Raw genomic sequence first — 21092 nt, forward strand, 5'->3', positions numbered from 1 at the left:
GGGCACGGTGCGGCCGACCGGCATTCACAATAAAGGAGGCTAAGGCCTGATGCGCATTCTTGTCATAGAAGACAACAGCGATATCGCCGCCAATCTCGGCGACTACCTGGAAGAACGGGGCCACACGGTGGATTTTGCCGCCGACGGCGTGACCGGCCTGCACCTGGCGGTGGTGCATGAGTTCGACGCCATCGTGCTGGATTTGAATCTGCCGGGCATGGACGGGTTGGAGGTCTGCCGCAAGCTTCGCAACGAGGCGCGCAAACAGACCCCGGTACTGATGCTGACCGCGCGCGATACGCTGGACAACAAGCTGGCCGGTTTCGATTCCGGCGCCGACGACTACCTGATCAAGCCGTTCGCGCTGCAGGAAGTCGAAGTCCGCCTGAACGCGTTGTCGCGCCGCGGCAAGGGCGTGCAGACGCGGGTGCTGGAAGTGGGCGAGCTGGAATACAACCTGGACACGCTGGAAGTGCGGCGCCAGGGCAAGCTGCTGCAGCTCAATCCGACCGCGCTGAAGATCCTGCAGGCGCTGATGGAGGCCTCGCCGGCCGTGGTCACCCGGCAGGAGCTGGAAACCCGGGTCTGGGGCGAGGAACTGCCGGATTCGGATTCGTTGCGCGTGCACATCCATGGCCTGCGCGCGGTGGTCGACAAGCCGTTCGACACGCCGTTCATCCAGACCCGGCATGGCATTGGATACCGAATCGCCGCGCCAGATGCCAGCAGCTGAGTCGACCGGCCAGCGCCGCCACCGCCGCTTCCGCCGACGGCTCCGCACCCGCATCATCCTGTCTTTCGTGCTGTTGGGCACCGGCCTGACGGCGCTGTTCGCCTATCTGACCGACTACGCCAGGCAGCGCGTGGAAGATCAACTGGTCGAAGACGTGATGAACCGGAACATCGACGAGTTCTGGCGGCGCTACACCATCAATCCGGACAACGTGGACCTGCCCGTGCAGCAGATGCGTGCGCGCATCGTGCGGCCGGACGGTTTCGAACGGCTGCGGCTGGAGCAGCCGGACTGGTACGACTTCAAGGACGGCATCCACAACCTCAGCGGCGTGGACGAGAACGGCGATTCCTTTTCCTACAAACTGGCGGTGCGCAAGACGCCAGATGCCTGGTTCTTCCTTGCCTACGACATGAGCCAGACGCTGCGCGGGCAGGAACAGCTCAACCGTGCGCTCTATATTTCGGTACTGCTGTTCAGCCTGCTGTCGCTGCTGGTCGGCTGGTGGGCGGCATCGCGGGTGATGAGTCCGGTTTCGGAGCTGGCGGGGCGCCTGCGCGCCTATCGCGGCAGCAGCGACCCGCAACCGCTGGCCCCGCACTTTCCGGAAGACGAAGTCGGGCAGCTGGCCGAAGCGCTGGACGATTATTCCGACCGCCTGACCGAAGTCGTCCAGCGCGACCGCGAGTTCAACGCCGACGTCAGCCACGAATTGCGCACGCCGCTGGCGATCATCCGCGGATCCGTCGAGCTGATGCTGTCGCGCCCGGATCTGGACGAAAAATCCAGGACCCGCATCCAGCGCATCCAGCGCGCCGAGCAGCAGTGCACGGACCTCATAAGCGCGCTGCTGCTGCTGTCGCGCAACGAACGCGGCCACGGCAACACCGACGTGGCCAAGGTCGCCGAACAACTGCTGGAAGCGCACCGCGCGCAACTGGGCGGAAAAGCGCTGACGCTGCGCGTGGAAGGCCATAGCGAACTGACCGTCGATGCGCCGGAAACGGTGCTGTCGGTGGCGTTGGGCAACCTGATCGGCAACGCGGTCAAGTACACGATGGAAGGCGACGTGGTGGTGAAGCTGCTGCCCGACGGCGTGGAAGTCATCGATTCCGGCCCGGGCCTGAGCGCCGAAGACGCCGCGCGCCTGTTCGAACGCGGCTATCGCGGCACCCATGCCGGCCATTCGCAGGGCGGCGGCATCGGCCTGTCGATCGTCAGCCGGCTGTGCGACCTTTACGGCTGGCAGGTCAGCGTGCGTCCGGGCGAACACAAGGGCGTGGTTGCGATGCTGCGCTTTTCCGCCGATGGCGAAGCTGTCGGCGCAAGCTGAAATGCGTGGAGCGGATTTCGCTCCGCTGAATTTCGCGTGTCGGCAGAGGGCGCCGAGGAGCCGGGCAAGATCGGCTCTACGTCGGAGCGATGCCCGCTTCTGATGGCGGAGCCGCTCCTTGTTTGGCGTGCACGGATCGAAAAGCGATTCTGTGGGAGTGACGCCGGCGTGCCGACACCGGTGAGTTGCGACATCGATGTTTCCGGTCGCGACTCACACCGCTCCCACAAGCTGTCTGGTTCCGGCGCTTCGCGTCCCACGCAACAGCGAAGAGCGGCCTGCTTGGGAAACGGCAACAGCCCCTGGCAAGTGCGGCTCCACAGTCAGAGATAATCCAACCAGCCGTAGCGGTCCTCGGTGCTGCCGTCGAACAGGCCGAAGAACAACTGCTGGATCCGTTGGGTGACCGGTCCGGGCTTGCCGTCGCCGACCGGCTTGCCGTCGACCGAACGCAGCGGCGTAATCTCGGCGGCGGTGCCGCACATCATCAGCTCGTCGCACAGGTACAGGTATTCGCGCGGCAGGTCGCGTTCGATGACGTTGATGCCGTTGTCGCGCGCCAGCCGGATGATGGAGTTGCGGGTGATGCCGCTGAGGATGGACGCGCTGGCTGGCGGGGTATGCAGTTCGCCGTCGAAGACCAGGAACAGGTTCTCGCCGGCGCCTTCGCTGAGCAGGCCGGTCGACGCCAGCGCGATGCCTTCGCCATAGCCGTGCCGGCGCGCCTCGCGGGTGACCAATTGTCCGGACAGATAGTTGCCGCCGGCCTTGGCGCCGGCCGGCAGCGTGTTGGGCGCGAAACGCTGCCAACTGGAAACGCAGGCGTCGATGCCGTTCTCGGTGGCGCCTTCGCCCAGGTAGCGGCCGAACGCCATGGCCGCCACCGCCACATCGATGGGGGTCTCGGCGGCGATGCCGATGCCGCCATAGCCGCGGAAGACCACCGGCCGCAGATAGGCGCTGCGCAAGCCGTTGACGCGGACGATTTCCTTGCATGCGGCGTTGATCTCGGCCAGCGTGTAGGGAATCTGGATGTCGTAGATCTTGGCCGACTGGAACAGGCGCCGGTTGTGATCGTCCAATCGGAAGATCGCCGTGCCTTTCGGGGTTTCGTAGGCGCGGATGCCTTCGAACACCGAAGAGCCGTAGTGGATGGCGTGCGCCATGACGTGGGTGGTGGCTTCCGCCCATGGCTTGACGGCGCCGTTGTGCCAGATCTTCTCGGGAAATTGCATGGCTGCGCTCCTCGGTGACGGCCCATTGTGCCACTACCGGAATCCCTTGTAGGAGCGACGTGAGTCGCGATGAAGCTTTCACGGAAACGGCCCATCGCGACTCACGTCGCTCCTGCATTCGCCCCCATACGTGCCTACAACGTGATCCAGAAGCAGTTGTAGCTGCGCCGCAACCCAAGGACGGTGCTGGAGGGCGTGCTGCCGTTCTTCAGGGTCTGCTCCAGCCGCAGGCCGACGGGACGCTGCGGCTGGGTCTGCGGATAGTAACCATCACTATTCTGGTCGATGACATTGCCCAGTTCGTCGATGATCGGGGCAGGTTCGGGACGCACCGGCACGATATCGACCAGCGGCCGTTGCACGATGGCTTCCAGCCGGTCCAGGATGCGGTTGGCGGCGCTGTTGGAGATCCCGCCCCATTGGTAGACGCCGGCCAGCCGGTTGACGTCCTGCGCATCGATGGCGGCGGTGATCTGATAGACCAGGTCGCTGAGCGTGCGCGAGCAGCCGCCACGGTAGAGGTGGCCTCCCGACACCGCACCGCCGGCGGCGCCGACATCGGGCAGGCGGTCCATCGCGCCCACGTCCTCGCAGCGCTTGTCGGTATAGACCGTTTCGCCGGTCATCGTGGTGCAGCGCTTGATCGGATTCTGGGCCAGTGCCGCGGTTCCCGGCGCAAGCGAGCAGATGCAAAGCAGGAACAGCGGCAACAGGACGCGAAGCATCCGCTCAGACTACCCGACGCCGGCCACCTGCGTCATCGGAACGAGCGGGGAAGTGCCCGTGCGTTCAGCCACGCAGCAATGCCCGCTACCCGCCAAGCCGGGCAAGCACGTTTTGCGTGGGCTTGGCCAGGTTCAGCGTGTAGAAGTGCAGTGAGGGTGCGCCGCCGGCGATCAGCCGTTCGCACAGGCGGGCGACCACGTCGGCACCGAATTCGCGCACGCTGTCGGCATCATCGCCGTAGGCCTGCATACGCTTGCCGATCCAGCGCGGGATTTCCGCGCCGCAGGCCTCGGAGAAGCGCCGCAGCTGGGTGAAGTTGGCGATGGGCATGATGCCCGGGACGATAGGCACGTCCACCCCCAGCTTGCGTACCGCATCGACGAAATGGAAATAGGCGTCGGGATTGTAGAAATACTGGGTGATGGCGCCATCGGCACCGGCATCGACCTTGGCCTTGAAGTGTTTCAGATCGGCCAGCGCATCCTCGGACTGCGGATGGGTTTCCGGATAGCAGGCCACTTCGATGTGGAAGCTGTCGCCGTGCTCGGCGCGGATGAAGGCCACCAGATCCGAGGCGTAGCGCAGGTCGCCGGGGTGGCCCATGCCCGAGGGCAGGTCGCCGCGCAACGCGACGATGCGCTTGCAGCCGATGGCGCGGTACAGCTTGAGCAGTTCGCGGATTTCCTCGCGGCTGCCGCCCACGCAGGACAGGTGCGGCGCAGCCATGAAACCGTGCTTCTGGTTGAGATGGCGCACCGTTTCGGAGGTGTAGCTGAGCGTCGAGCCGCCGGCCCCGAACGTGCAGGAAACGTATTCCGGCGCATACCCCTTCAGCTTCTCCGCGGTGCGGTCCAACTGCGCCCGCTGTTCGTCGGTCTTGGGGGGATAGAACTCGAAGCTGATGGCTGGCATGGGCGCGGTTCGGACAGGATTGGCGGGAATTATATCGCTATATCGCGATGGATGTGATTGCGTGGAGCTGTCGACGATTCGATGGAGGGTGGGGCATTCGGTCATGGCGGCGGCGGTGCTGCAGAGTCGAAAGCGAGCTACCGCTGAACGAAAGAACGGGCGCCTTTCGGCGCCCGTTCCGGTTTCATCCGTAACAGCCAATCCGCTCAGTAGCGGTAATGGTCCGGCTTGTACGGGCCTTCGACCGGCACGCCCAGGTAGTCGGCCTGTTCCTTGGTCAGCTTGGTCAGCTTGACGCCGATCTTTTCCAGGTGCAGGCGGGCGACTTCTTCGTCCAGATGCTTGGGCAGGCGGTAGACGGTCTTTTCGTAGACGTCCTTGTTGGCCCACAGGTCGATCTGGGCCAGGGTCTGGTTGGAGAACGAGTTGGACATCACGAAGCTGGGGTGGCCGGTGGCGCAGCCCAGGTTGACCAGGCGGCCTTCGGCCAGCAGGAAGATCGCATTGCCGTTGGCGAATACGAACTTGTCCACCTGCGGCTTGATGTTGATCTTCTGCACGCCCGGCAGGTTGTACAGCGCATCGACCTGGATTTCGTTGTCGAAGTGGCCGATGTTGCAGACGATGGCCTGGTCCTTCATCGCCTTCATGTGGTCGATGGTGATGATGTCCTTGTTGCCGGTGGTGGTGACGTAGATGTCGGCCTGGCCAAGCGTGTCTTCGACGGTGTTGACCTCGAAGCCTTCCATCGCCGCCTGCAGCGCGCAGATCGGGTCGATCTCGGTGACGATGACGCGGGCGCCGTAGGCGCGCAGGCTGTGCGCCGAGCCCTTGCCGACATCGCCGTAGCCGCAGACCACGGCCACCTTGCCGGCCAGCATCACGTCCATCGCGCGCTTCAGGCCGTCGGCCAGCGATTCGCGGCAGCCGTACAGGTTGTCGAACTTGGACTTGGTGACCGAGTCGTTGACGTTGATGGCCGGCACCAGCAGCGTGCCGGCTTCGGCCAGCTGGTACAGGCGGTGCACGCCGGTAGTGGTCTCTTCGGAGACGCCCTTCCAGTCCTTGACCACGTCGGTCCAGTAGCCCGGACGCTCCTTGTGCACGCGCTTGAGCAGGTTCTTGATGACCTGTTCCTCGTGGCTGGAGGAAGCGGTGTTGACCCAGTCGCTACCGTTTTCCAGCTCGTAGCCCTTGTGGATCAGCAGGGTGACGTCGCCGCCGTCGTCGACGACCAGCTGCGGACCGAGTTTGCCGCCGCCGAAATTCAGCGCATCCAGCGTGCAGTCCCAGTATTCCTCCAGCGTTTCGCCCTTCCAGGCGAACACCGGGGTGCCGGTGGCGGCAATGGCGGCGGCGGCATGGTCCTGGGTGGAGAAGATGTTGCACGAGGCCCAGCGCACGTCGGCGCCCAGGTCCACCAGCGTCTCGATCAGCACGGCGGTCTGGATGGTCATGTGCAGGCTGCCGGTCACGCGCACGCCCTTCAGCGGCTTGGCGGCGGCGTATTGCTTGCGGATGGACATCAGGCCGGGCATTTCGTGCTCGGCGATGTCGATCTCCTTGCGGCCCCATTCGGCCAGGGAGATGTCGGCGACCTTGTAGTCGCCTTCGGCGGAGAATTGGCGTACGGCGTTCATATGTAGCTCCGGAAAGTTGGCGAGCGGACTCGCATTCTTGACCGGGCGCCGTTACAAAAAAGTCCTGCCGAGCCTGGCCGTGGCGTAGTTCCCGCGGTCGCAGCGCCCCTCGGCGAGGCGCGCCATTATATCGCTTGTTCCGGATGAAGGGATGGCCAGGTATGACCGCTGGCCCAGGCCGGCAGGGCAGGTCTGCGGTTACCCTTCCGGTCCGATTCTCTGAAAGCCGAGCATTGACCATGCCCATTTCCCGGTGTTTGCTGTGGTTGTTCCTGCTTCTGGCGCTGCCGTCCGCGGCCATCCCGGCAAAAGAAGCCCCGGCGCTGGCTGCTGCGTCCGCTGCCGGTGGTTACGAATTGCCGCCGCCGGCGCTGCAGGCGCTGGTGGATGCGCCGCGGCCGCCGCAGCTGGCCATCAGTCCCCGCCGCGATCTGCTGTCGCTGACGCAGACGCCTTCGCTGCCGGGCATCGACGTGGTGGCCCAGCCGGAGCTGAAGCTGGCCGGCCTGCGCATCAATCCGCGCACCTACGCACAGAGCCGCTTCTCGTTCGGCAGCGATTTGTGGCTGCTGGAGATCGCATCAGGCAAGGAAATCCGCATCCAGGGACTGCCACAGCCGCTGTCGGTGGCCAGTTCCAGCTGGTCGCCGGATCAGAACTACATCGCCTTCAACCAGGTCGACGCCAGGCGCGGCAGCAACGAGTTGTGGCTGATCGACGTCAAAGCGCGCAGTGCGCGGCGGTTGATTTCGCAGCCATTGAACACGGTGGCCGGCCGCGGCTATCGCTGGATGCCTGACAGTCAGCGCCTGCTGGTGCAGCTGCTGCCGGAGGGGCAGGGCGAGGCGCCGGCTTCCGATGGCGGCATTCCCGTTGGCCCCAATACGCAGCAGACCCAGTCGGGCAACGGCGTCACCCAGATACGCACCTACCAGGACCTGCTGAAGAACGAAACCGATGCGCGCCTGTTCGAGCATTACCTGCGCTCGCAGACGGCGCTGGTGGATCTGGCCGGCAACGTGGCCAGACTCGGCGTGCCGGCGCTGACGCTGTCGGTGGAAGCCTCGCCGGATGGCCGCTACCTGTTGAACCAGCGCATCGAGCGGCCATTCTCGTATCTGGTGCCGTATCGCCGTTTCCCGCGCCGTATCGAAGTGCTGGATTTGCAGGGGCGGCTGGTGCATGAGGTGGCCAAGCTGCCGCTGGTGGAAGGACTGCCCACCGGCAACGACGCCGTGGCGACCGGCGTACGCGACATCGAATGGCGCGGCGACGCACCGGCTACGCTGGTGTGGGCCGAGGCGCAGGACGGCGGCGATCCCGCCCGCAACGCCGACATCCGCGATGCGGTGCTGATGCAGGCGGCGCCGTTCGAGCGCCCGCCGGTCACGCTGGCGCGGCTGGGCATGCGCTACGGCGGCATCTACTGGGGCGGCGGCGAGCTGGCGTTGCTGAGCGAATACTGGTGGAAAACCCGCCAGGTCAGGGAATGGCGAATCGCGCCGGATCACGCCGACCGCGACCCGCAACTGATACGCGATGGCTCGTACGAGGACCGCTACAACGATCCCGGCAGGCCGGTCACCGTCGTCGACGAGAACGGCCAGTCCCGCCTGCTGATCGCCGATGGCGAGAGCATCTTCCGCCGCGGCGACGGCGCATCGCCGGAAGGCGACCGCCCGTTCCTGGACCGCGTGGATCTGCGCGATGGCGCAAGCGTGCGCCTGTTCCATTCGCAGCCGCCGTACTACGAAGCGCCGCACGCCGTGCTCGACAGCGCCGGTCAGCGCGTGTTGACCGCGCGCGAATCGCAGGACGAGCCGGCCAACTTCTACGTGCGCGATCTGCAGCAGGCGCAAGCCGAGCCGCGCGCGCTGACCCGTTTCCCGCACCCCACGCCGCAACTCAAAGGCGTCAGCAAGGAACAGATCCGCTACAAGCGCGGCGATGGTGTCGATCTGACCGGCACGCTGTATCTGCCGCCCGGTTACGATGCCAGGCGCGACGGTCCGCTGCCGATGCTGATGTGGGCCTATCCGTCCGAGTTCAAATCGGCCGAGGCCGCCAGCCAGGTGACCGACTCGCCGTATCGCTTCAACGCGGTCGGCTACTGGGGCCCGCAGGCGTTCCTGGCCATGGGTTATGCGGTGCTGGACGACTTTTCGGTGCCCATCGTCGGCGAAGGCGACAAGGAACCCAACGACACCTACGTGCCGCAACTGGTTGCCAGCGCCGAGGCGGCAGTCGATGAAGTGGTGCGCCGCGGCGTGGCCGACCGCCAGCGCATCGCGGTCGGCGGGCATTCCTACGGCGCGTTCATGACCGCCAATCTGCTGGCGCATACGCGGCTGTTCAAGGCCGGCATCGCCCGCAGCGGCGCCTACAACCGCACGTTGACGCCGTTCGGTTTCCAGGCCGAGGAACGCAATTTCTGGCAGGCCGGCGATGTCTATGGCGCGATGTCGCCGTTCAACCATGCCGACAGCATCAAGGATGCGTTGTTGTTGATCCATGGCGAGCAGGACAACAACTCGGGCACGTTCCCGATCCAGAGCGAACGCATGTATGCGGCCATCAAGGGCCTGGGCGGCAACGCGCGGTTGGTGATGCTGCCCAACGAATCGCATGGCTACCGCGCCCGCGAATCGATCCTGCATATGCTGGCCGAGTCCAATCGCTGGCTGGAGACCTATCTGAAACAGCCCGCGCCGGCGCCTTCCGCCGTGGCGCGCTGAGCGGACGGTGCGCGGAAACGGCGCCGCAGGTGCGTCGTTTCCGTACCATTTGCGCACCATTCCCGCTGCCCGGGCTTGTCTTGCCGGACAACGGGCAAAACCGGTCGCCATCGCATGTGGCGGTGCACAAAAGACGGCCCGATTGGGTTATGTTCGGAATCCCCTCCGACCGCCCGCCAGTCTGTCGCAATGAATGAACCCCGCAGTCTCGAGTTCGCTCCGCCCGATGCGCCGTTGCGCGACGATGTCCGCCGCCTCGGCGCGCTGGTTGGCGACATGCTGGCCGAACAGGTTTCGCCGGCATTCCTGGAGGAAGTCGAACGCGTACGCACGACCGCCATCGCCCGCCGCCAGACCGACGCCCCGCCGCAGTCGCTGGCAGGGCAACTGGCCGGTTTGCCGCCGGCGGAAGCCGAATCGCTGATCCGCGCCTTCAGCACCTATTTCCAGGTCGTCAATATTGCCGAGCGGGTGCACCGCATCCGCCGCCGCCGCGACTACCAGCGCACCGGCAGCCGCACGCCGCAGCCGGACGGCCTGCACGATGCGCTGCTGAAGATGAAAGCCCAGGGCGTGACCCTGGACGAACTGGCGCAGTGGCTGCCGCGGATCGACATCGAGCCGGTGTTCACCGCCCATCCGACCGAAGCCGTGCGCCGCGCGCTGCTGGAAAAAGAACAGTTGATGGTCGCCAGCCTGATCAACGATCTGGATGGCCAGCGCACGCCCGGCGAGCGCGCCACCGACATCGCGCGCTTCCGCATGGCGCTGACCTCGGCCTGGCAGACCTCCGATTCCTCGCCGGTGCGTCCGGGCGTGGAGGACGAGCGCGAGCACGTCGGCTTCTATCTGATCGAAGTGCTGTACCGGGTCATGCCGGTGCTGTATGAAACGCTGGAAAACGCCATTACCGAGGTCTACGGCCCGGCGCCTGAGGTCACCACGCATCTGCCGCGGCTGCTGCGCTTCGGCACCTGGGTGGGCGGCGACATGGACGGCAATCCCAATGTCGACGCCGGCACCATTGCCGCCACCTTGCAGGCGCAGCGCACGGCCATTCTTGCCCGCTACCGCAAGGAACTGTGGCAGCTGACCTCATTGCTCAGCCAGTCCACGTCTGTCGTCGGCGTTTCGCCGGAAGTGCTGGCACGGTTGGAGGAATACCGCGCGCTGTTGCCGGAAGCCGCCGCAAAGTCGCGCCCGCGCCATGGCGACATGCCGTACCGGTTGCTCAACGATCTGATGCGCGCGCGCCTGCAGGCCACGCTGGAAGACCGCCCGGAAGGCTACGGCTCGCCGGAGCAATTCGCGCACGATGTCGATCTGATCCTGCGCAGCCTGGAAGCCAACCGCGGCATCCATGCCGGCTGGTTCGCGGTGCGCCGGCTGGCCTGGCGCGTGCGCAGTTTCGGGTTCCACCTGGCGCGCCTGGACGTGCGCCAGGAATCCAGCGTGCATGCGCGTGCGGTGGCCGCGGCGCTGGGCGACGATGGCTGGGAATCGCGCGATGCGGTGGAGCGCGGCACGCTGCTGGGCGCCTATGCCAGCGGCGAAAAGCCGTTGCCGGCGGCCGACGACGAGACCAACCGGCGTCTGGATGCCGTGTTCGCCACCCTGGCCGACGCCCGCCAGCGCCACGGCACCGAGGCGCTGGGCGCCTACATCATCAGCATGGCGCACAACCGCGCCGACGTGCTGACCGTGCTGGCGCTGGCGCGCCGCGGCGGTTTGGTCGATGGCGATGGCCATGTGCCGCTGGATATCGCACCGCTGTTCGAAACCGTGGGCGATCTGCAGCACGGCCCGGACACGCTGCGCGACCTGATGGCCGACCCGGTCTACCGCGCCCACCTGGCCGCGCGCGGCAACGTGCAGATGGTGATGCTGGGGTATTCGGACAGCGGCAAGGATGGCGGCATTGCGGCCTCGCGCTGGGGCCTGCAGCGCGGCCAGGTGGAACTGCTGCAGGCGGCCAACGAACTGGGCATCAAGCTGACCTTCTTCCACGGCCGCGGCGGGTCCATCAGCCGCGGCGGCGGCAAGACCACGCGCGCGGTGGATGCGTCCCCGCGCGGCAGCGTGGACGGACGGCTGCGCGTCACCGAACAGGGCGAGGTCATCCACCGCAAGTACGGCATCCGTGCGCTGGCGCTGCGCTCGCTGGAACAGGCTACCGGTGCGGTGCTGGTGTCCAGCCTGCGTCCGCGTCCGCCGGAACCGCGCGAGGCGCCGTGGCGCGAGGTCATGGACCGGGTTTCTGCGGAAAGCACCAAGGCCTACCGCGCCTTCGTCGATGCGCCGGGGTTCATGGACTATTTCCGCAATGCCACGCCGATCGACGTGATCGAGCGGATGACGCTGGGTTCGCGGCCCTCGCGCCGGCTGGGCCAGGATGCGGCGCTGACCAATCTGCGTGCGATTCCATGGGTGTTCGCCTGGAGCCAGGCGCGCGCGGTGATTCCGGGCTGGTACGGCGTGGGCAGCGGACTGAAGGCGGTGGTCGAGGCCGGCGGCGAAGAAACCCTGCACGAAATGGCCCGCGACTGGCCGTTCTTCAAGACCTTCCTCGACGATATCTCGATGGTGCTGGCCAAGGGCGACCTGAGCATCGCGCAGATGTTTTCGCGCATGGCCGGCCCGCTGCACGACGAGTTCTTCCCGCGCATCCAGCGCGAACACGCGCTCACGCTGGAATGGGTGATGAAGTTGAACGGCAACGAATGGCTGCTGCAGCACGATCAGCGGCTGGCGCTGTCGATCCGGCTGCGCAATCCCTACATCGACCCGATCAGCGTGCTGCAGGCGGATCTGCTCAAGCGCTGGCGCGACAGCGGCCGCGAAGACGACACCCTGCTGCGCGTGCTGGTGGCCAGCATCAACGGCGTGTCGCAGGGCGTGCAGAACACCGGCTGAGCCGGTATTGCCGAGCGCTTCTTGTGGGAGCGACGTCAGTCGCGACCGAAACAATTGAACAGCATAGGCGCCGTTCCCCGTAGGAGCGCCGCCCCGGCGCGAGCCTTTACGCGTATCGCGATGGGGAGGGAAGAGCTCGCGACTGATGTCGCTCCTACAGACCGATCAGCCGTCCAGTTCGCCCCAGCGGCGGTAGGCGGTGTCCAGTTCGGCCTGCAAAGCGGCCAGCGCTTCGTTGGCCTTGAGCAGGGCGGTGGCGTCCTGCTGGTAGTAGGCGGGGTCGTTCATCGCCTCGGTGCGCCGGGCGATGTCGGTTTCCAGCGCTTCGATCCTGGCCGGCAGCTGTTCCAGTTCGCGCGCGTCCTTGTAGCTGAGCTTGCGCCTGGGTTCTGCGGCGGCGACGGCCGTCACGGGAGCGGCGACGGGCTTGGACGCCGGCTCCGGTTCGGTCGCGAACAGCGCCGCCGGCCGTTGCCGCACCCAGTCGCTGTAGCCGCCCACGTAGTCCGCCAGCCGGCCCTGGCCTTCCAGCACCAGGGTGCTGGTCACCACGTTGTCGATGAACTCGCGGTCGTGGCTGACCAGCAGCAGCGTGCCCTTGTAGTCGGCCAGCAGTTCTTCCAGCAGTTCCAGCGTTTCCACGTCCAGGTCGTTGGTCGGTTCGTCCATCACCAGCAGGTTGGACGGCTGCGCGAACAGCTTGGCCAGCAGCAGGCGGTTGCGTTCGCCGCCGGACAGCCGGGTGATCGGCGCGCGCGCGCGTTCGGGCGAGAACAGGAAGTCCTGCAGGTAGCCGATGATGTGCTTGCGGCTGCCGTTGATTTCGACGAAGTCGGTGCCCTCGCCGACGTTTTCCAGCGCGGTCAGCGATTCATCCAGCTTGCTGCGATGCTGATCGAAGTAGGCGATCTGCAGGCCGGTGCCCAGCGTCACTTCGCCCTGCTGCGGGGCCAGTTCGCCCAGCAGGATTTTCAGCAGCGTCGACTTGCCGGCGCCGTTGGGCCCGATGATGCCGACCCGATCGCCGCGCAGGATCGTCGCCGAAACGTTGTCCAGCAGCACGCGGCCGTCGTAGGCCTGGGTGACGCCCTTGGCTTCGATGACCTTCTTGCCGGAATTCTGCGCGCTGGCCACTTCCATGCGGACGTTGCCGGACAGTTCGCGGCGCTGCGCGCGCTCGCGGCGCATCGCCTTCAGTGCGGTGACTCGGCCTTCGTTGCGGGTGCGGCGCGCCTTGATGCCCTGGCGGATCCAGACTTCCTCCTGCGCCAGCAGCTTGTCGAAGCGGGCGTTTTCCTGCGCTTCGGCATGCAGCCGTTCCTCGCGGCGGCGCAGGTAATTGTCGTAGTCGCCGGGCCAGCTGGTGACCTGGCCACGGTCGATCTCGACGATGCGGGTGGCCAGCGAACGCAGGAAGCTGCGGTCGTGGGTGATGAAGACGATGCTGCCCTCGAACTGCTTCAGGAAGCCTTCCAGCCAGGCGATGGCATCGATGTCCAGATGGTTGGTGGGCTCGTCCAGCAGCAGGATGTCCGGCTTGCGCACCAGCGCTTGCGCCAGCAGCACGCGGCGCTTCATGCCGCCGGACAGGGCGGCGAAGTCGGCGTCTTCGGGCAGTTCCAGCTTGCTCAGCACCTGCTCGACGCGACGGTCCAGATCCCAGCCGTGCTGGGCCTCGATCTGCGCCTGCGCCTCGCCCATCGCGTCCATATCGCCGTCGTGCAGCGCGTGGTGGTACTGCGCCAGCAGATGGCCCAGATCGCCCAGGCCTTCGGCGACCACGTCGAACACCGTGCCGCTAGTATCCTGCGGGACTTCCTGCGCCATCCGCGCGACGATGACGCCGTTCTGCTGGCGTACCTCGCCGTCGTCGGCTTTCAGTTCACCGGCCAGCAGCCGCATCAGCGTGGATTTGCCCGCGCCGTTGCGCCCCACGATGCAGATGCGCTCGTTGGGTTCAATGCTCAGGTCGACGTGTTCGAGGAGAAGCGGCCCGCCGACACTGAAGTCGACCCGCTGGAGTTGCATCAAGGACATGGGCCATTGTACCGCGCCGCGCCAGACCTGCGGACGCGCCTGGCGGCGCTACCGCCCAGTTGCGTGTTCCGCATACGTTCTCGTTCTTCCTTGCCTGCATACCCGCAGACCCGGCGCGCAGCCCTTGCAGCGTGCGCTGCCTGGAGCGGACGGCGGTGCAGCGGAGCAAGCTTCGCCCTACTGGAACCCGTAACGCACCACATGGAAGAACACCGGCGCGGCGAACACCACCGAGTCCAGCCGGTCCAGGATACCGCCATGGCCTTCGATCATCTCGCCCCAGTCCTTGGCGCCCAGGCTGCGCTTGACCGCCGACAGCGCCAATCCGCCCAGGAATCCGCACAGCACGATCAGCAGCGACAGCAGCGCCGATTGCAGCGGGGTGAACGGCGTGATCCACCACAGCGCCGCGCCGATACCGGCCGCCGACAGGCCGCCGCCGATCAGGCCTTCCACCGTCTTCGACGGGCTGACCAGCGGCGCCAGCAGGCGTTTGCCGAACAGCTTGCCGAACACGTACTGCAGCACGTCGCTCAGCTGCACCACCAGCAGCAGATAGAACAGCAGCATCAGGTTCTGCCCTTCGTAGCCGGGAATGCGCAGCAGCATCAGCGCCGGCGCGTGGCTCAGGCAGTACACGGTCAGCATCAACCCCCACTGGATCTTGGTGTTGCGCTCCAGGAACTGCTCGGTATCGCCGGACAGCGCCGATACCGCCGGCAGCAGCAGAAAGCCGTAGACCGGGATGCACATGACGAACAGGCCGTACCAATCGGTGCCGATCAGCCAGTACTGCAGCGGGATGGCGACGTAGAAGCACAGGCACAGCGCCAGGTGATCGCCGCGCCGTGTGGGGGTCAGGGTGACGAACTCGCGCAGCGCGAAGAAAGACAGCAGGCCGTAAAGCACCAGCGTGGCGACCTTGCCCAGCAGGAAGCAGGCCACCAGCACCGCCGCCATCACCCACCAGGCGCGGATGCGCGCATTGAGGTTGTCGACGACCGCGCCGGGTTTGCGCCGGCCCAGCAGCCAGCCGATGCCGCTGGCGACCAGCAGCAGCGCGATCACCCCGCCAATGACCCACCAGAACTTCATCGGCGCGCGCGCGATGGCCGCCTGCAGAAAGCTGTCCAGTTGCACGGTGGCGGCCGACAAATTCATGCCAGATCCGCCACCGCCTGCCAGGCGCGCTGCAGGAACGCGGCCTTGTCTTCGTCCGGCCGCAACGCCACCGGAGCGCCGAAACGCACCGTGCACACCAGCGGCACCGGCACCGGACTGCCCTTGGGCAGGCAACGGCGGGTGTTGTCCAGGTAGACCGCTATCAACTCGACCTGCGGATAGCGCCGGGCCAGGTGGAACAGGCCGGACTTGAACGGCTGCGGCAACGGCTCATGGTTGCGGGTGCCTTCCGGGAACAGAATCAGCGAATCGCCGGCATCCAGGGCGTCGTACAGCGGCTGCAGGGCGTCGCCATCGCACTTGTCGCGGTCGCGTTCTATCAGCACCGCATTGAAGCCGCGCCGGGCGACGATCTCGCGGAGCCCGTTGCCCCAGTAGTCGCGAGCGGCCACTGGCCGGGTATGCCTGCGCAGCGGCGGCGGCAACGCCGACCACAGCGCCACCGTGTCCAGATGGCTGCCATGGTTGGCGAAATAGATGCGCTGGGCCGGCGAGGGCTGGCTGCCGCGCCAGCGCGGATAGGCACCGATGAACAATTTGACCGTCGCCGCCAGCAGACGCGACAGCATCTCAGCGACCGGAGCGGAGCTGCGCGCTGATGGCGCGGGTACGGCCGACGCAGGTCAGCAGCGAACCGGCGGCAATGGCGATGCTGCCGACCAGCAGGCTGTAGCTGCTGCCGATGGTCCAGCGCTCGAGGATGGCCAGCACGCAGGCGGCGGTCAGCACCGCCATCCGGTGCTGCTTGGCCATCGGCCCGCGGAAATCCTGCGCCAGCCCCAGGCTGCCGCCGAATACGCGCACATAGGCGGTCAACGCCGCCAGCAGCGCCCCCAGCCAACCCAGCCATGGCAGTTGCGCGGCGTGGCCCAGGCCGACGATCAGCAGCGAGTCGGCAACCCGGTCCGGAAACTCGTTGAAGATCGCGCCGGTCGCCGTCTGCTTGCCGCCTTCCATCGCCACCATGCCGTCCAGCAGGTTGCACAGCAGCCGCAGCTGTACGCACACCGCGCACAGCAGCAGCCCGGCCAGGTTGGGCGACCACGCCAGCATCATTGCGCCGATGGCGGCAAAAAAAACGCTCAGCAGCGAGATCTGGTTGGGCGTGATGGACGATTGCGCCAGCGCGGCGCTGAGTTTCTGCGCCCAACCGCTGGCGCGCGCGGCGATCGGTCGGCGGTCGGTTCGGTTCCCCATCGGCCGATGGTAGACCAAAAGAATGCGGCCGTTGGCGCGTGTTGCGGGCTTTGCGATGACTTACGCAAAAGTTCACGGCCTGTCCCGGGATCCGGCCACGGGTGGGCCACCGCTGCCTGCCGTGCATTGCAGGACTCACGTATCATCCGGGTATCCGCAGTTTCAGCGCTGGTGGCAGAACAATGATGGAACCGATGACCGAAGCGGAGCTGGACGAACTGTCCTGGTTCCTCGGCGAGCATGCGCAGGCGCGCGATGGCATGACGCTGGAAATCCTGGACGGGTTCCTGTCGGCCCTGGTGGTGGGACCGGCGCTGGTCATGCCTAGCGAGTACCTGCCCTTCATCTGGCCCAAAGGGCAGTGGCAGGATGTCGAACAGGCGCAGGGCGCGTTCGAAAGGATCATCCGTTTCTGGAATCACATCGTCTGGCGCGTGCAGGCCTCGGCCGAGGAGCAAAGCCCTGAAATCGAGGCGATGTTGATACCCTGCCTGATGCTGCCGGAGAAGGACGATGGCGAAGGCGAGGATACCGATGAGCCGGACCTGTCGGATATCCCCGACGATTTCCCGTTTGCGTTCGGCTGGGCCAGCGGATTTCTGCAGGGCGTTTCGCTGCGGCAGGAGCATTGGGCGGCATGGGCCGAGACGCATGAGGACATCGCCGATGACCTGGAATTGATTGCGGCGCTGGCGGTGATAGACCGCGACCACGCGCTGGAAATGGATCTGCCCGAACTGGAACCGATGGATTTCCAGGAGCGCTTCGAGGCCTGCATGGATCTGCCGGCGATACTGCTGGAAATGAACCTGCAACGGCTGGAGGACCTGCGGCCCCAGCCTGCCCGTCGCGAGCCGCAGCCGGGCCGCAACGATCCCTGCAACTGCGGAAGCGGCCTGAAGTACAAGAAGTGCTGCGGAGCCGGCGGGCAGGGGCGGGTTATCCATTAGCGCCCATGCGTCTGCACCCGACACGCGGCATGCATGGCTTGCCATGGCAGGCACGTTTGCGGCCGGCATGCAGCTTGCGATGAGCCGAATGCGGGCAATCCGGAAGACCCTGAGCGCATTGACCGCGGCGATGGCGCTGCCGATGCTGCTGGGCGGCTGCGCGATGGTCACCGTGCAGTCGCGCGGTCCGGGCGACTACATCGCCATGACGCGCGGCGACGTGCTGAGTACCGGCAAGCTCAGCCAGAGCGGTCTGGAGACGTTGCGGGTGGCCGGTATCGAACCGAAGACCTGCCGGCCGGACAGCGCCGTCTGCGCTCAGCAGCTGGACCAGGTGGAGGGCGTCGCCGCCGAGCGCCGGCTTGCCGCGCAGTCGGAGTTGTGGACGGCCAGAGCCATCGCGCTGACCGGCAAGAAGCCGGCGCAGATGAGCGATGCCGCGCTGCAGGCGTGGCTGGAAGCGGCGCGCCATGCCTACGCCTATCTTTTCTTCAGCGAGCGCAGCCCGGGCGAACGCGCGTTCGAAGACCGTCAGACCCAGGTGCGCGACTACTACAACTACGCCACCCAGCAGGTGGTCGCGAGCCTGTTCGCGCGTTCGCGCACGGCCGGCCCGCAGGATGGCGACAGCGCGCGGGTGGGGCCATGGCAGGTGCGGGTCGATCTATCGGCCTATCGTCTGCCGGGCGGCAGCAACCAGCCGCAGGCGATCGTCGCGGCGTCGTCGTTGCGCTTCGACGGGCTGCGCAGCAGCTACCGGCGCGACGGCTTCGGCGCCGAACTGGTGGCGGAGGTGTCGCCCGAAGCGGTGGGCGACCCGGCCGGACTTGCGCTGCAGCAGCCCGCCAACGGATCGCCGCGTTGGCGCCGCGGGCAGCCGTCCTTCAGCGAGATGCCGTATGCGCCGGCCACGGTGCTGCTCAAGTTCGAAGGCGCCTCGCTGGGGGAAGTGCTGCATACCCATGCGGTGACGATGGTCCCCTACGACCCGTATCGCCAGGATGAAGTGGTGCTGCACGGGCAGCGCGTACCGCTGGCCGGCAACTTCACCGCGGCCTATGGCCTGTGGCTGGCGCAGTCCGGTTTTGCGGCCCAGTCGCTGCGATCGATGCTGGGCCGCGAGCGCGGCATCGACCGCGCGCATCTGTACCTGATGCAGCCCTACGACCCGGACCGCCGCATCCTGTTGATGCTGCACGGCCTGGCCAGCAGCCCGGAGGCCTGGGTCAACGTGGCCAACGAGATCATGGGCGACGAGGCGCTGCGCCGGCACTACCAGATCTGGCAGGTGTACTACCCGACCAATGCGCCGATCGCGTTCAACCGCGCCGAGATCCAGGATCTGGTGGCGCGCACCCTGCATCGCTTCGACCCCGACGGCAACGCTGCGGCCTCGCGCAACATGGTGTTGATCGGACACAGCATGGGCGGGGTGATCGGCCGCCTGCTGGTGTCTTCCTCGGGCGAGGCGATCTGGCAGTCGCTGCTGGCCGAACATCGAACGCGCCTGCAGGGCGAACGCGGCGAACATGTGCGCAGGAAGCTGGAGCCCGTGCTGCATTTCCAGCCGCTGCCGCAGGTGGACCGCGCCATCTTCATCGCCGCGCCGCATCGCGGCACGCCGCGGGCGGAGGGAGGGCTGGGCAGGTTCGTCGGGCGTCTGGTGCGGTTGCCGGCAACGCTGCTGGAACGCTTCGGCGATGTGCTGCAGGACCTGTCCGGCCAGGACCAGCAGGGCGGCGACGGCACCAGGTTCGTGCCGCCCACCAGCATCGACAACCTGCGCGATACCGATCCTTTCATCCGCGCCACCGCCGACCTGCCGATTTCCCGGCGAGTGCGCTACCACACCATCGTCGGACATCGCGATCCGTCGGTGCCGCTGGCCGAGTCGGACGACGGCCTGGTGCCCTACCGCAGCGCGCATCTGGATGGCGCCGAATCGGAGAAGGCAATCGTCTCCTGGCACAGCGTGCAGGAGACGCCGCAGGCGATCCTGGAGATCCGCCGCATCCTGCACGAGCAGATGCGCTCCGATGCCGGGCCGTGGCCGTGATTGCCGGCGGGCGCTGAAAAAACGAAAGGGCCGCAGTGCGGCCCTTCGTTTACGTCCGTGGGGCGGGCCGCGGCTTACTTCAGCTTGGCGTCGGCGCGCAGCGCGTCGGCGCGGTCGGTTTTTTCCCACGAGAACGCGGTGGCGGTGTGCTGCTTGCCGGCGCCGTCGGTATAGCTGAATTCCTTCGGCTTGCGGCCGAAGTGGCCATAGGCGGCGGTGGACTGGTACATCGGATGGATCAGGTCCAGCATCTGGATGATGCCATACGGACGCAGGTCGAAATGCTTGCGGATCAGCTTTTCGATCTTGTGGTCGTCGATCTTGCCGGTGCCGAAGGTGGTCACCGAGATCGAGGTCGGCTCGGCCACGCCGATGGCATAGGAGACCTGCACTTCGCAGCGGTCGGCCAGGCCGGCGGCCACGACGTTCTTGGCCACGTAGCGCGCCGCGTAGGCGGCGGAACGGTCGACCTTGGACGGGTCCTTGCCGGAGAACGCGCCGCCGCCGTGGCGGGCCCAGCCGCCGTAGGTGTCGACGATGATCTTGCGCCCGGTCAGGCCGCAGTCGCCCACCGGCCCGCCAATGACGAACTTGCCGGTCGGGTTGATGTGGAACTTGGTGCCCTTGTGCAGCCACTTGGCCGGCAGCACCGGCTTGAGGATTTCCTCGCGCACCGCTTCGATCAGATCCTTCTGCTTGACGCCCGGATCGTGCTGGGTCGACAGCACGACGGCGTCGATGGCGCTGGCCTTGCCGTTCTCGTAGCGCAGGGTGACCTGGCTCTTGGCGTCCGGGCGCAGCCACGGCAGCGGCGAGTTCTTCTTCTTGCGCACCTTGGCCTGCTGTTCGACCAGGCGATGCGACAAGTGGATCGCCGCCGGCATGTAGTCGGCGGTCTCGTTGGTGGCGTAGCCGAACATCAGGCCCTGGTCGCCGGCGCCCTGTTCCTCCGGCTTCTTGCGGTCCACGCCCTGGTTGATGTCGGGCGACTGCTTGCCGATCAGGTTCAGCACGCCGCAGGTCTCGCCGTCGAAGCCGACTTCGCTGCTGTCGTAGCCGATGTCGACTATCACCTTGCGGGTCAGCGCCTCCAGATCGATCCACGCCGAGGTGGTGATCTCGCCAGCCACGATGGCCACACCGGTCTTGACCAGCGTCTCGCAGGCCACGCGCGCGCGCTTGTCCTGGGTCAGGATGGCGTCCAGCACGGCGTCGGAAATCTGGTCGGCGACCTTGTCCGGATGGCCTTCGGAGACCGATTCGGAGGTGAAGAGGTAGTTGGACATCGGGCTTATATCCCTTGATTCGGATAGAAAGATGGGCGCGCATGATACACGCGCGGGGCGGAGCATGCATTCTGCCCCGTTCAGGGTTGCGGCGGAGTTAAGGCCCGGGGGCTGGAGGCGCAGACCGCCGTTGTCACATGCCTGCCGCAAAACCGCA

Annotated in this window: 15 protein-coding genes and 1 riboswitch; of the genes, 6 read left to right on the forward strand and 9 right to left on the reverse strand. The window is 66.4% G+C overall.

What is annotated here, in order from left to right; translation table 11 throughout:
- Positions 1 to 49: 49 nt before the first annotated feature.
- Together CRO39_RS06845 and CRO39_RS06850 are read left to right on the forward strand one after the other, a co-directional pair.
- A complete protein-coding gene (locus CRO39_RS06845) occupies positions 50 to 733 on the forward strand; it encodes a response regulator transcription factor (RefSeq protein ID WP_097121121.1) in 684 nt (227 codons plus the stop codon).
- A complete protein-coding gene (locus CRO39_RS06850; RefSeq protein WP_097121324.1) occupies positions 720 to 2066 on the forward strand; it encodes a sensor histidine kinase in 1347 nt (448 codons plus the stop codon). Before CRO39_RS06845 ends, CRO39_RS06850 begins: the two co-directional genes overlap by 14 nt.
- 323 nt (positions 2067 to 2389) lie before the next feature.
- Here CRO39_RS06850 and CRO39_RS06855 read toward each other — a convergent pair whose 3' ends face one another.
- From CRO39_RS06855 to ahcY, 4 genes are all read right to left on the reverse strand, one after another.
- On the reverse strand, positions 2390 to 3301 hold the full coding sequence (locus CRO39_RS06855; RefSeq protein WP_097121122.1) for a branched-chain amino acid transaminase: 912 nt from the start codon (positions 3299 to 3301) through the stop codon (positions 2390 to 2392).
- Positions 3302 to 3435: 134 nt separating this feature from the next.
- Positions 3436 to 4026, reverse strand: coding sequence for a hypothetical protein (locus CRO39_RS06860; protein ID WP_097121123.1), 591 nt, complete (start codon positions 4024 to 4026; stop codon positions 3436 to 3438).
- An 85-nt stretch (positions 4027 to 4111) separates the two neighbouring features.
- Positions 4112 to 4939 carry a methylenetetrahydrofolate reductase [NAD(P)H] gene (gene metF / locus CRO39_RS06865; protein WP_097121124.1) on the reverse strand — a complete coding sequence of 276 codons (828 nt, stop codon included), beginning with the start codon at positions 4937 to 4939 and terminating at the stop codon, positions 4112 to 4114.
- 206 nt (positions 4940 to 5145) lie between these two features.
- Positions 5146 to 6579: an adenosylhomocysteinase gene (gene ahcY, locus CRO39_RS06870; RefSeq protein ID WP_097121125.1), complete on the reverse strand. Its 1434-nt coding sequence runs from the start codon at positions 6577 to 6579 to the stop codon at positions 5146 to 5148.
- Between the two features lie 36 nt (positions 6580 to 6615).
- Positions 6616 to 6696: riboswitch (S-adenosyl-L-homocysteine riboswitch) on the reverse strand.
- A gap of 122 nt (positions 6697 to 6818) precedes the next feature.
- Here ahcY and CRO39_RS06875 point away from each other — a divergent pair.
- Positions 6819 to 9314: a S9 family peptidase gene (locus CRO39_RS06875; RefSeq protein WP_097121325.1), complete on the forward strand. Its 2496-nt coding sequence runs from the start codon at positions 6819 to 6821 to the stop codon at positions 9312 to 9314.
- Positions 9315 to 9503: 189 nt separating this feature from the next.
- Positions 9504 to 12227: a phosphoenolpyruvate carboxylase gene (ppc, locus tag CRO39_RS06880; protein ID WP_097121126.1), complete on the forward strand. Its 2724-nt coding sequence runs from the start codon at positions 9504 to 9506 to the stop codon at positions 12225 to 12227.
- A 165-nt stretch (positions 12228 to 12392) separates the two neighbouring features.
- On the opposite strand, the gene CRO39_RS06885 is transcribed toward ppc, so the two are convergent.
- From CRO39_RS06885 to CRO39_RS06900, 4 genes are all read right to left on the reverse strand, one after another.
- A complete protein-coding gene (locus CRO39_RS06885) occupies positions 12393 to 14264 on the reverse strand; it encodes an ATP-binding cassette domain-containing protein (protein ID WP_097121127.1) in 1872 nt (623 codons plus the stop codon).
- Between the two features lie 177 nt (positions 14265 to 14441).
- Positions 14442 to 15359 (reverse strand): phosphatidate cytidylyltransferase, encoded by a 918-nt coding sequence (locus tag CRO39_RS06890; RefSeq protein WP_162125890.1) that lies wholly within the window; start codon positions 15357 to 15359, stop codon positions 14442 to 14444.
- Positions 15360 to 15421: 62 nt separating this feature from the next.
- Positions 15422 to 16015 (reverse strand): lysophospholipid acyltransferase family protein, encoded by a 594-nt coding sequence (locus CRO39_RS06895; protein WP_097121129.1) that lies wholly within the window; start codon positions 16013 to 16015, stop codon positions 15422 to 15424.
- 1 nt (position 16016) lies between these two features.
- A complete protein-coding gene (locus CRO39_RS06900) occupies positions 16017 to 16643 on the reverse strand; it encodes a CDP-alcohol phosphatidyltransferase family protein (protein WP_097121130.1) in 627 nt (208 codons plus the stop codon).
- 194 nt (positions 16644 to 16837) lie between these two features.
- Here CRO39_RS06900 and CRO39_RS06905 point away from each other — a divergent pair, with 194 nt between their 5' ends.
- Together CRO39_RS06905 and CRO39_RS06910 are read left to right on the forward strand one after the other, a co-directional pair.
- Positions 16838 to 17593, forward strand: coding sequence for a UPF0149 family protein (locus CRO39_RS06905; protein WP_176520167.1), 756 nt, complete (start codon positions 16838 to 16840; stop codon positions 17591 to 17593).
- Positions 17594 to 17681: 88 nt separating this feature from the next.
- The gene (locus CRO39_RS06910) at positions 17682 to 19649 is read left to right on the forward strand and encodes an esterase/lipase family protein (RefSeq protein ID WP_097121326.1); all 1968 of its coding nucleotides are present in this window, start codon (positions 17682 to 17684) and stop codon (positions 19647 to 19649) included.
- Between the two features lie 74 nt (positions 19650 to 19723).
- On the opposite strand, the gene metK is transcribed toward CRO39_RS06910, so the two are convergent.
- Positions 19724 to 20935 (reverse strand): methionine adenosyltransferase, encoded by a 1212-nt coding sequence (gene metK / locus CRO39_RS06915; RefSeq protein ID WP_097121132.1) that lies wholly within the window; start codon positions 20933 to 20935, stop codon positions 19724 to 19726.
- Positions 20936 to 21092 lie beyond the last annotated feature (157 nt).

It is taken from the genome of Pseudoxanthomonas wuyuanensis, assembly GCF_900215535.1.
Classification (GTDB): Bacteria; Pseudomonadota; Gammaproteobacteria; order Xanthomonadales; family Xanthomonadaceae; genus Pseudoxanthomonas_A; species Pseudoxanthomonas_A wuyuanensis.

What these genes read in the sequence shown, in the direction of transcription:
- CRO39_RS06845 (WP_097121121.1), top strand. Translation starts at nt 50, where the DNA reads ATGCGCATTCTTGTCATAGAAGACAACAGCGATATCGCCGCCAATCTC.
- CRO39_RS06850 (WP_097121324.1), top strand. Translation starts at nt 720, where the DNA reads ATGCCAGCAGCTGAGTCGACCGGCCAGCGCCGCCACCGCCGCTTCCGC.
- CRO39_RS06855 (WP_097121122.1), bottom strand. Translation starts at nt 3,301, where the DNA reads ATGCAATTTCCCGAGAAGATCTGGCACAACGGCGCCGTCAAGCCATGG.
- CRO39_RS06860 (WP_097121123.1), bottom strand. Translation starts at nt 4,026, where the DNA reads ATGCTTCGCGTCCTGTTGCCGCTGTTCCTGCTTTGCATCTGCTCGCTT.
- metF (WP_097121124.1), bottom strand. Translation starts at nt 4,939, where the DNA reads ATGCCAGCCATCAGCTTCGAGTTCTATCCCCCCAAGACCGACGAACAG.
- ahcY (WP_097121125.1), bottom strand. Translation starts at nt 6,579, where the DNA reads ATGAACGCCGTACGCCAATTCTCCGCCGAAGGCGACTACAAGGTCGCC.
- CRO39_RS06875 (WP_097121325.1), top strand. Translation starts at nt 6,819, where the DNA reads ATGCCCATTTCCCGGTGTTTGCTGTGGTTGTTCCTGCTTCTGGCGCTG.
- ppc (WP_097121126.1), top strand. Translation starts at nt 9,504, where the DNA reads ATGAATGAACCCCGCAGTCTCGAGTTCGCTCCGCCCGATGCGCCGTTG.
- CRO39_RS06885 (WP_097121127.1), bottom strand. Translation starts at nt 14,264, where the DNA reads ATGTCCTTGATGCAACTCCAGCGGGTCGACTTCAGTGTCGGCGGGCCG.
- CRO39_RS06890 (WP_162125890.1), bottom strand. Translation starts at nt 15,359, where the DNA reads ATGAAGTTCTGGTGGGTCATTGGCGGGGTGATCGCGCTGCTGCTGGTC.
- CRO39_RS06895 (WP_097121129.1), bottom strand. Translation starts at nt 16,015, where the DNA reads ATGCTGTCGCGTCTGCTGGCGGCGACGGTCAAATTGTTCATCGGTGCC.
- CRO39_RS06900 (WP_097121130.1), bottom strand. Translation starts at nt 16,643, where the DNA reads ATGGGGAACCGAACCGACCGCCGACCGATCGCCGCGCGCGCCAGCGGT.
- CRO39_RS06905 (WP_176520167.1), top strand. Translation starts at nt 16,838, where the DNA reads ATGACCGAAGCGGAGCTGGACGAACTGTCCTGGTTCCTCGGCGAGCAT.
- CRO39_RS06910 (WP_097121326.1), top strand. Translation starts at nt 17,682, where the DNA reads ATGCGGGCAATCCGGAAGACCCTGAGCGCATTGACCGCGGCGATGGCG.
- metK (WP_097121132.1), bottom strand. Translation starts at nt 20,935, where the DNA reads ATGTCCAACTACCTCTTCACCTCCGAATCGGTCTCCGAAGGCCATCCG.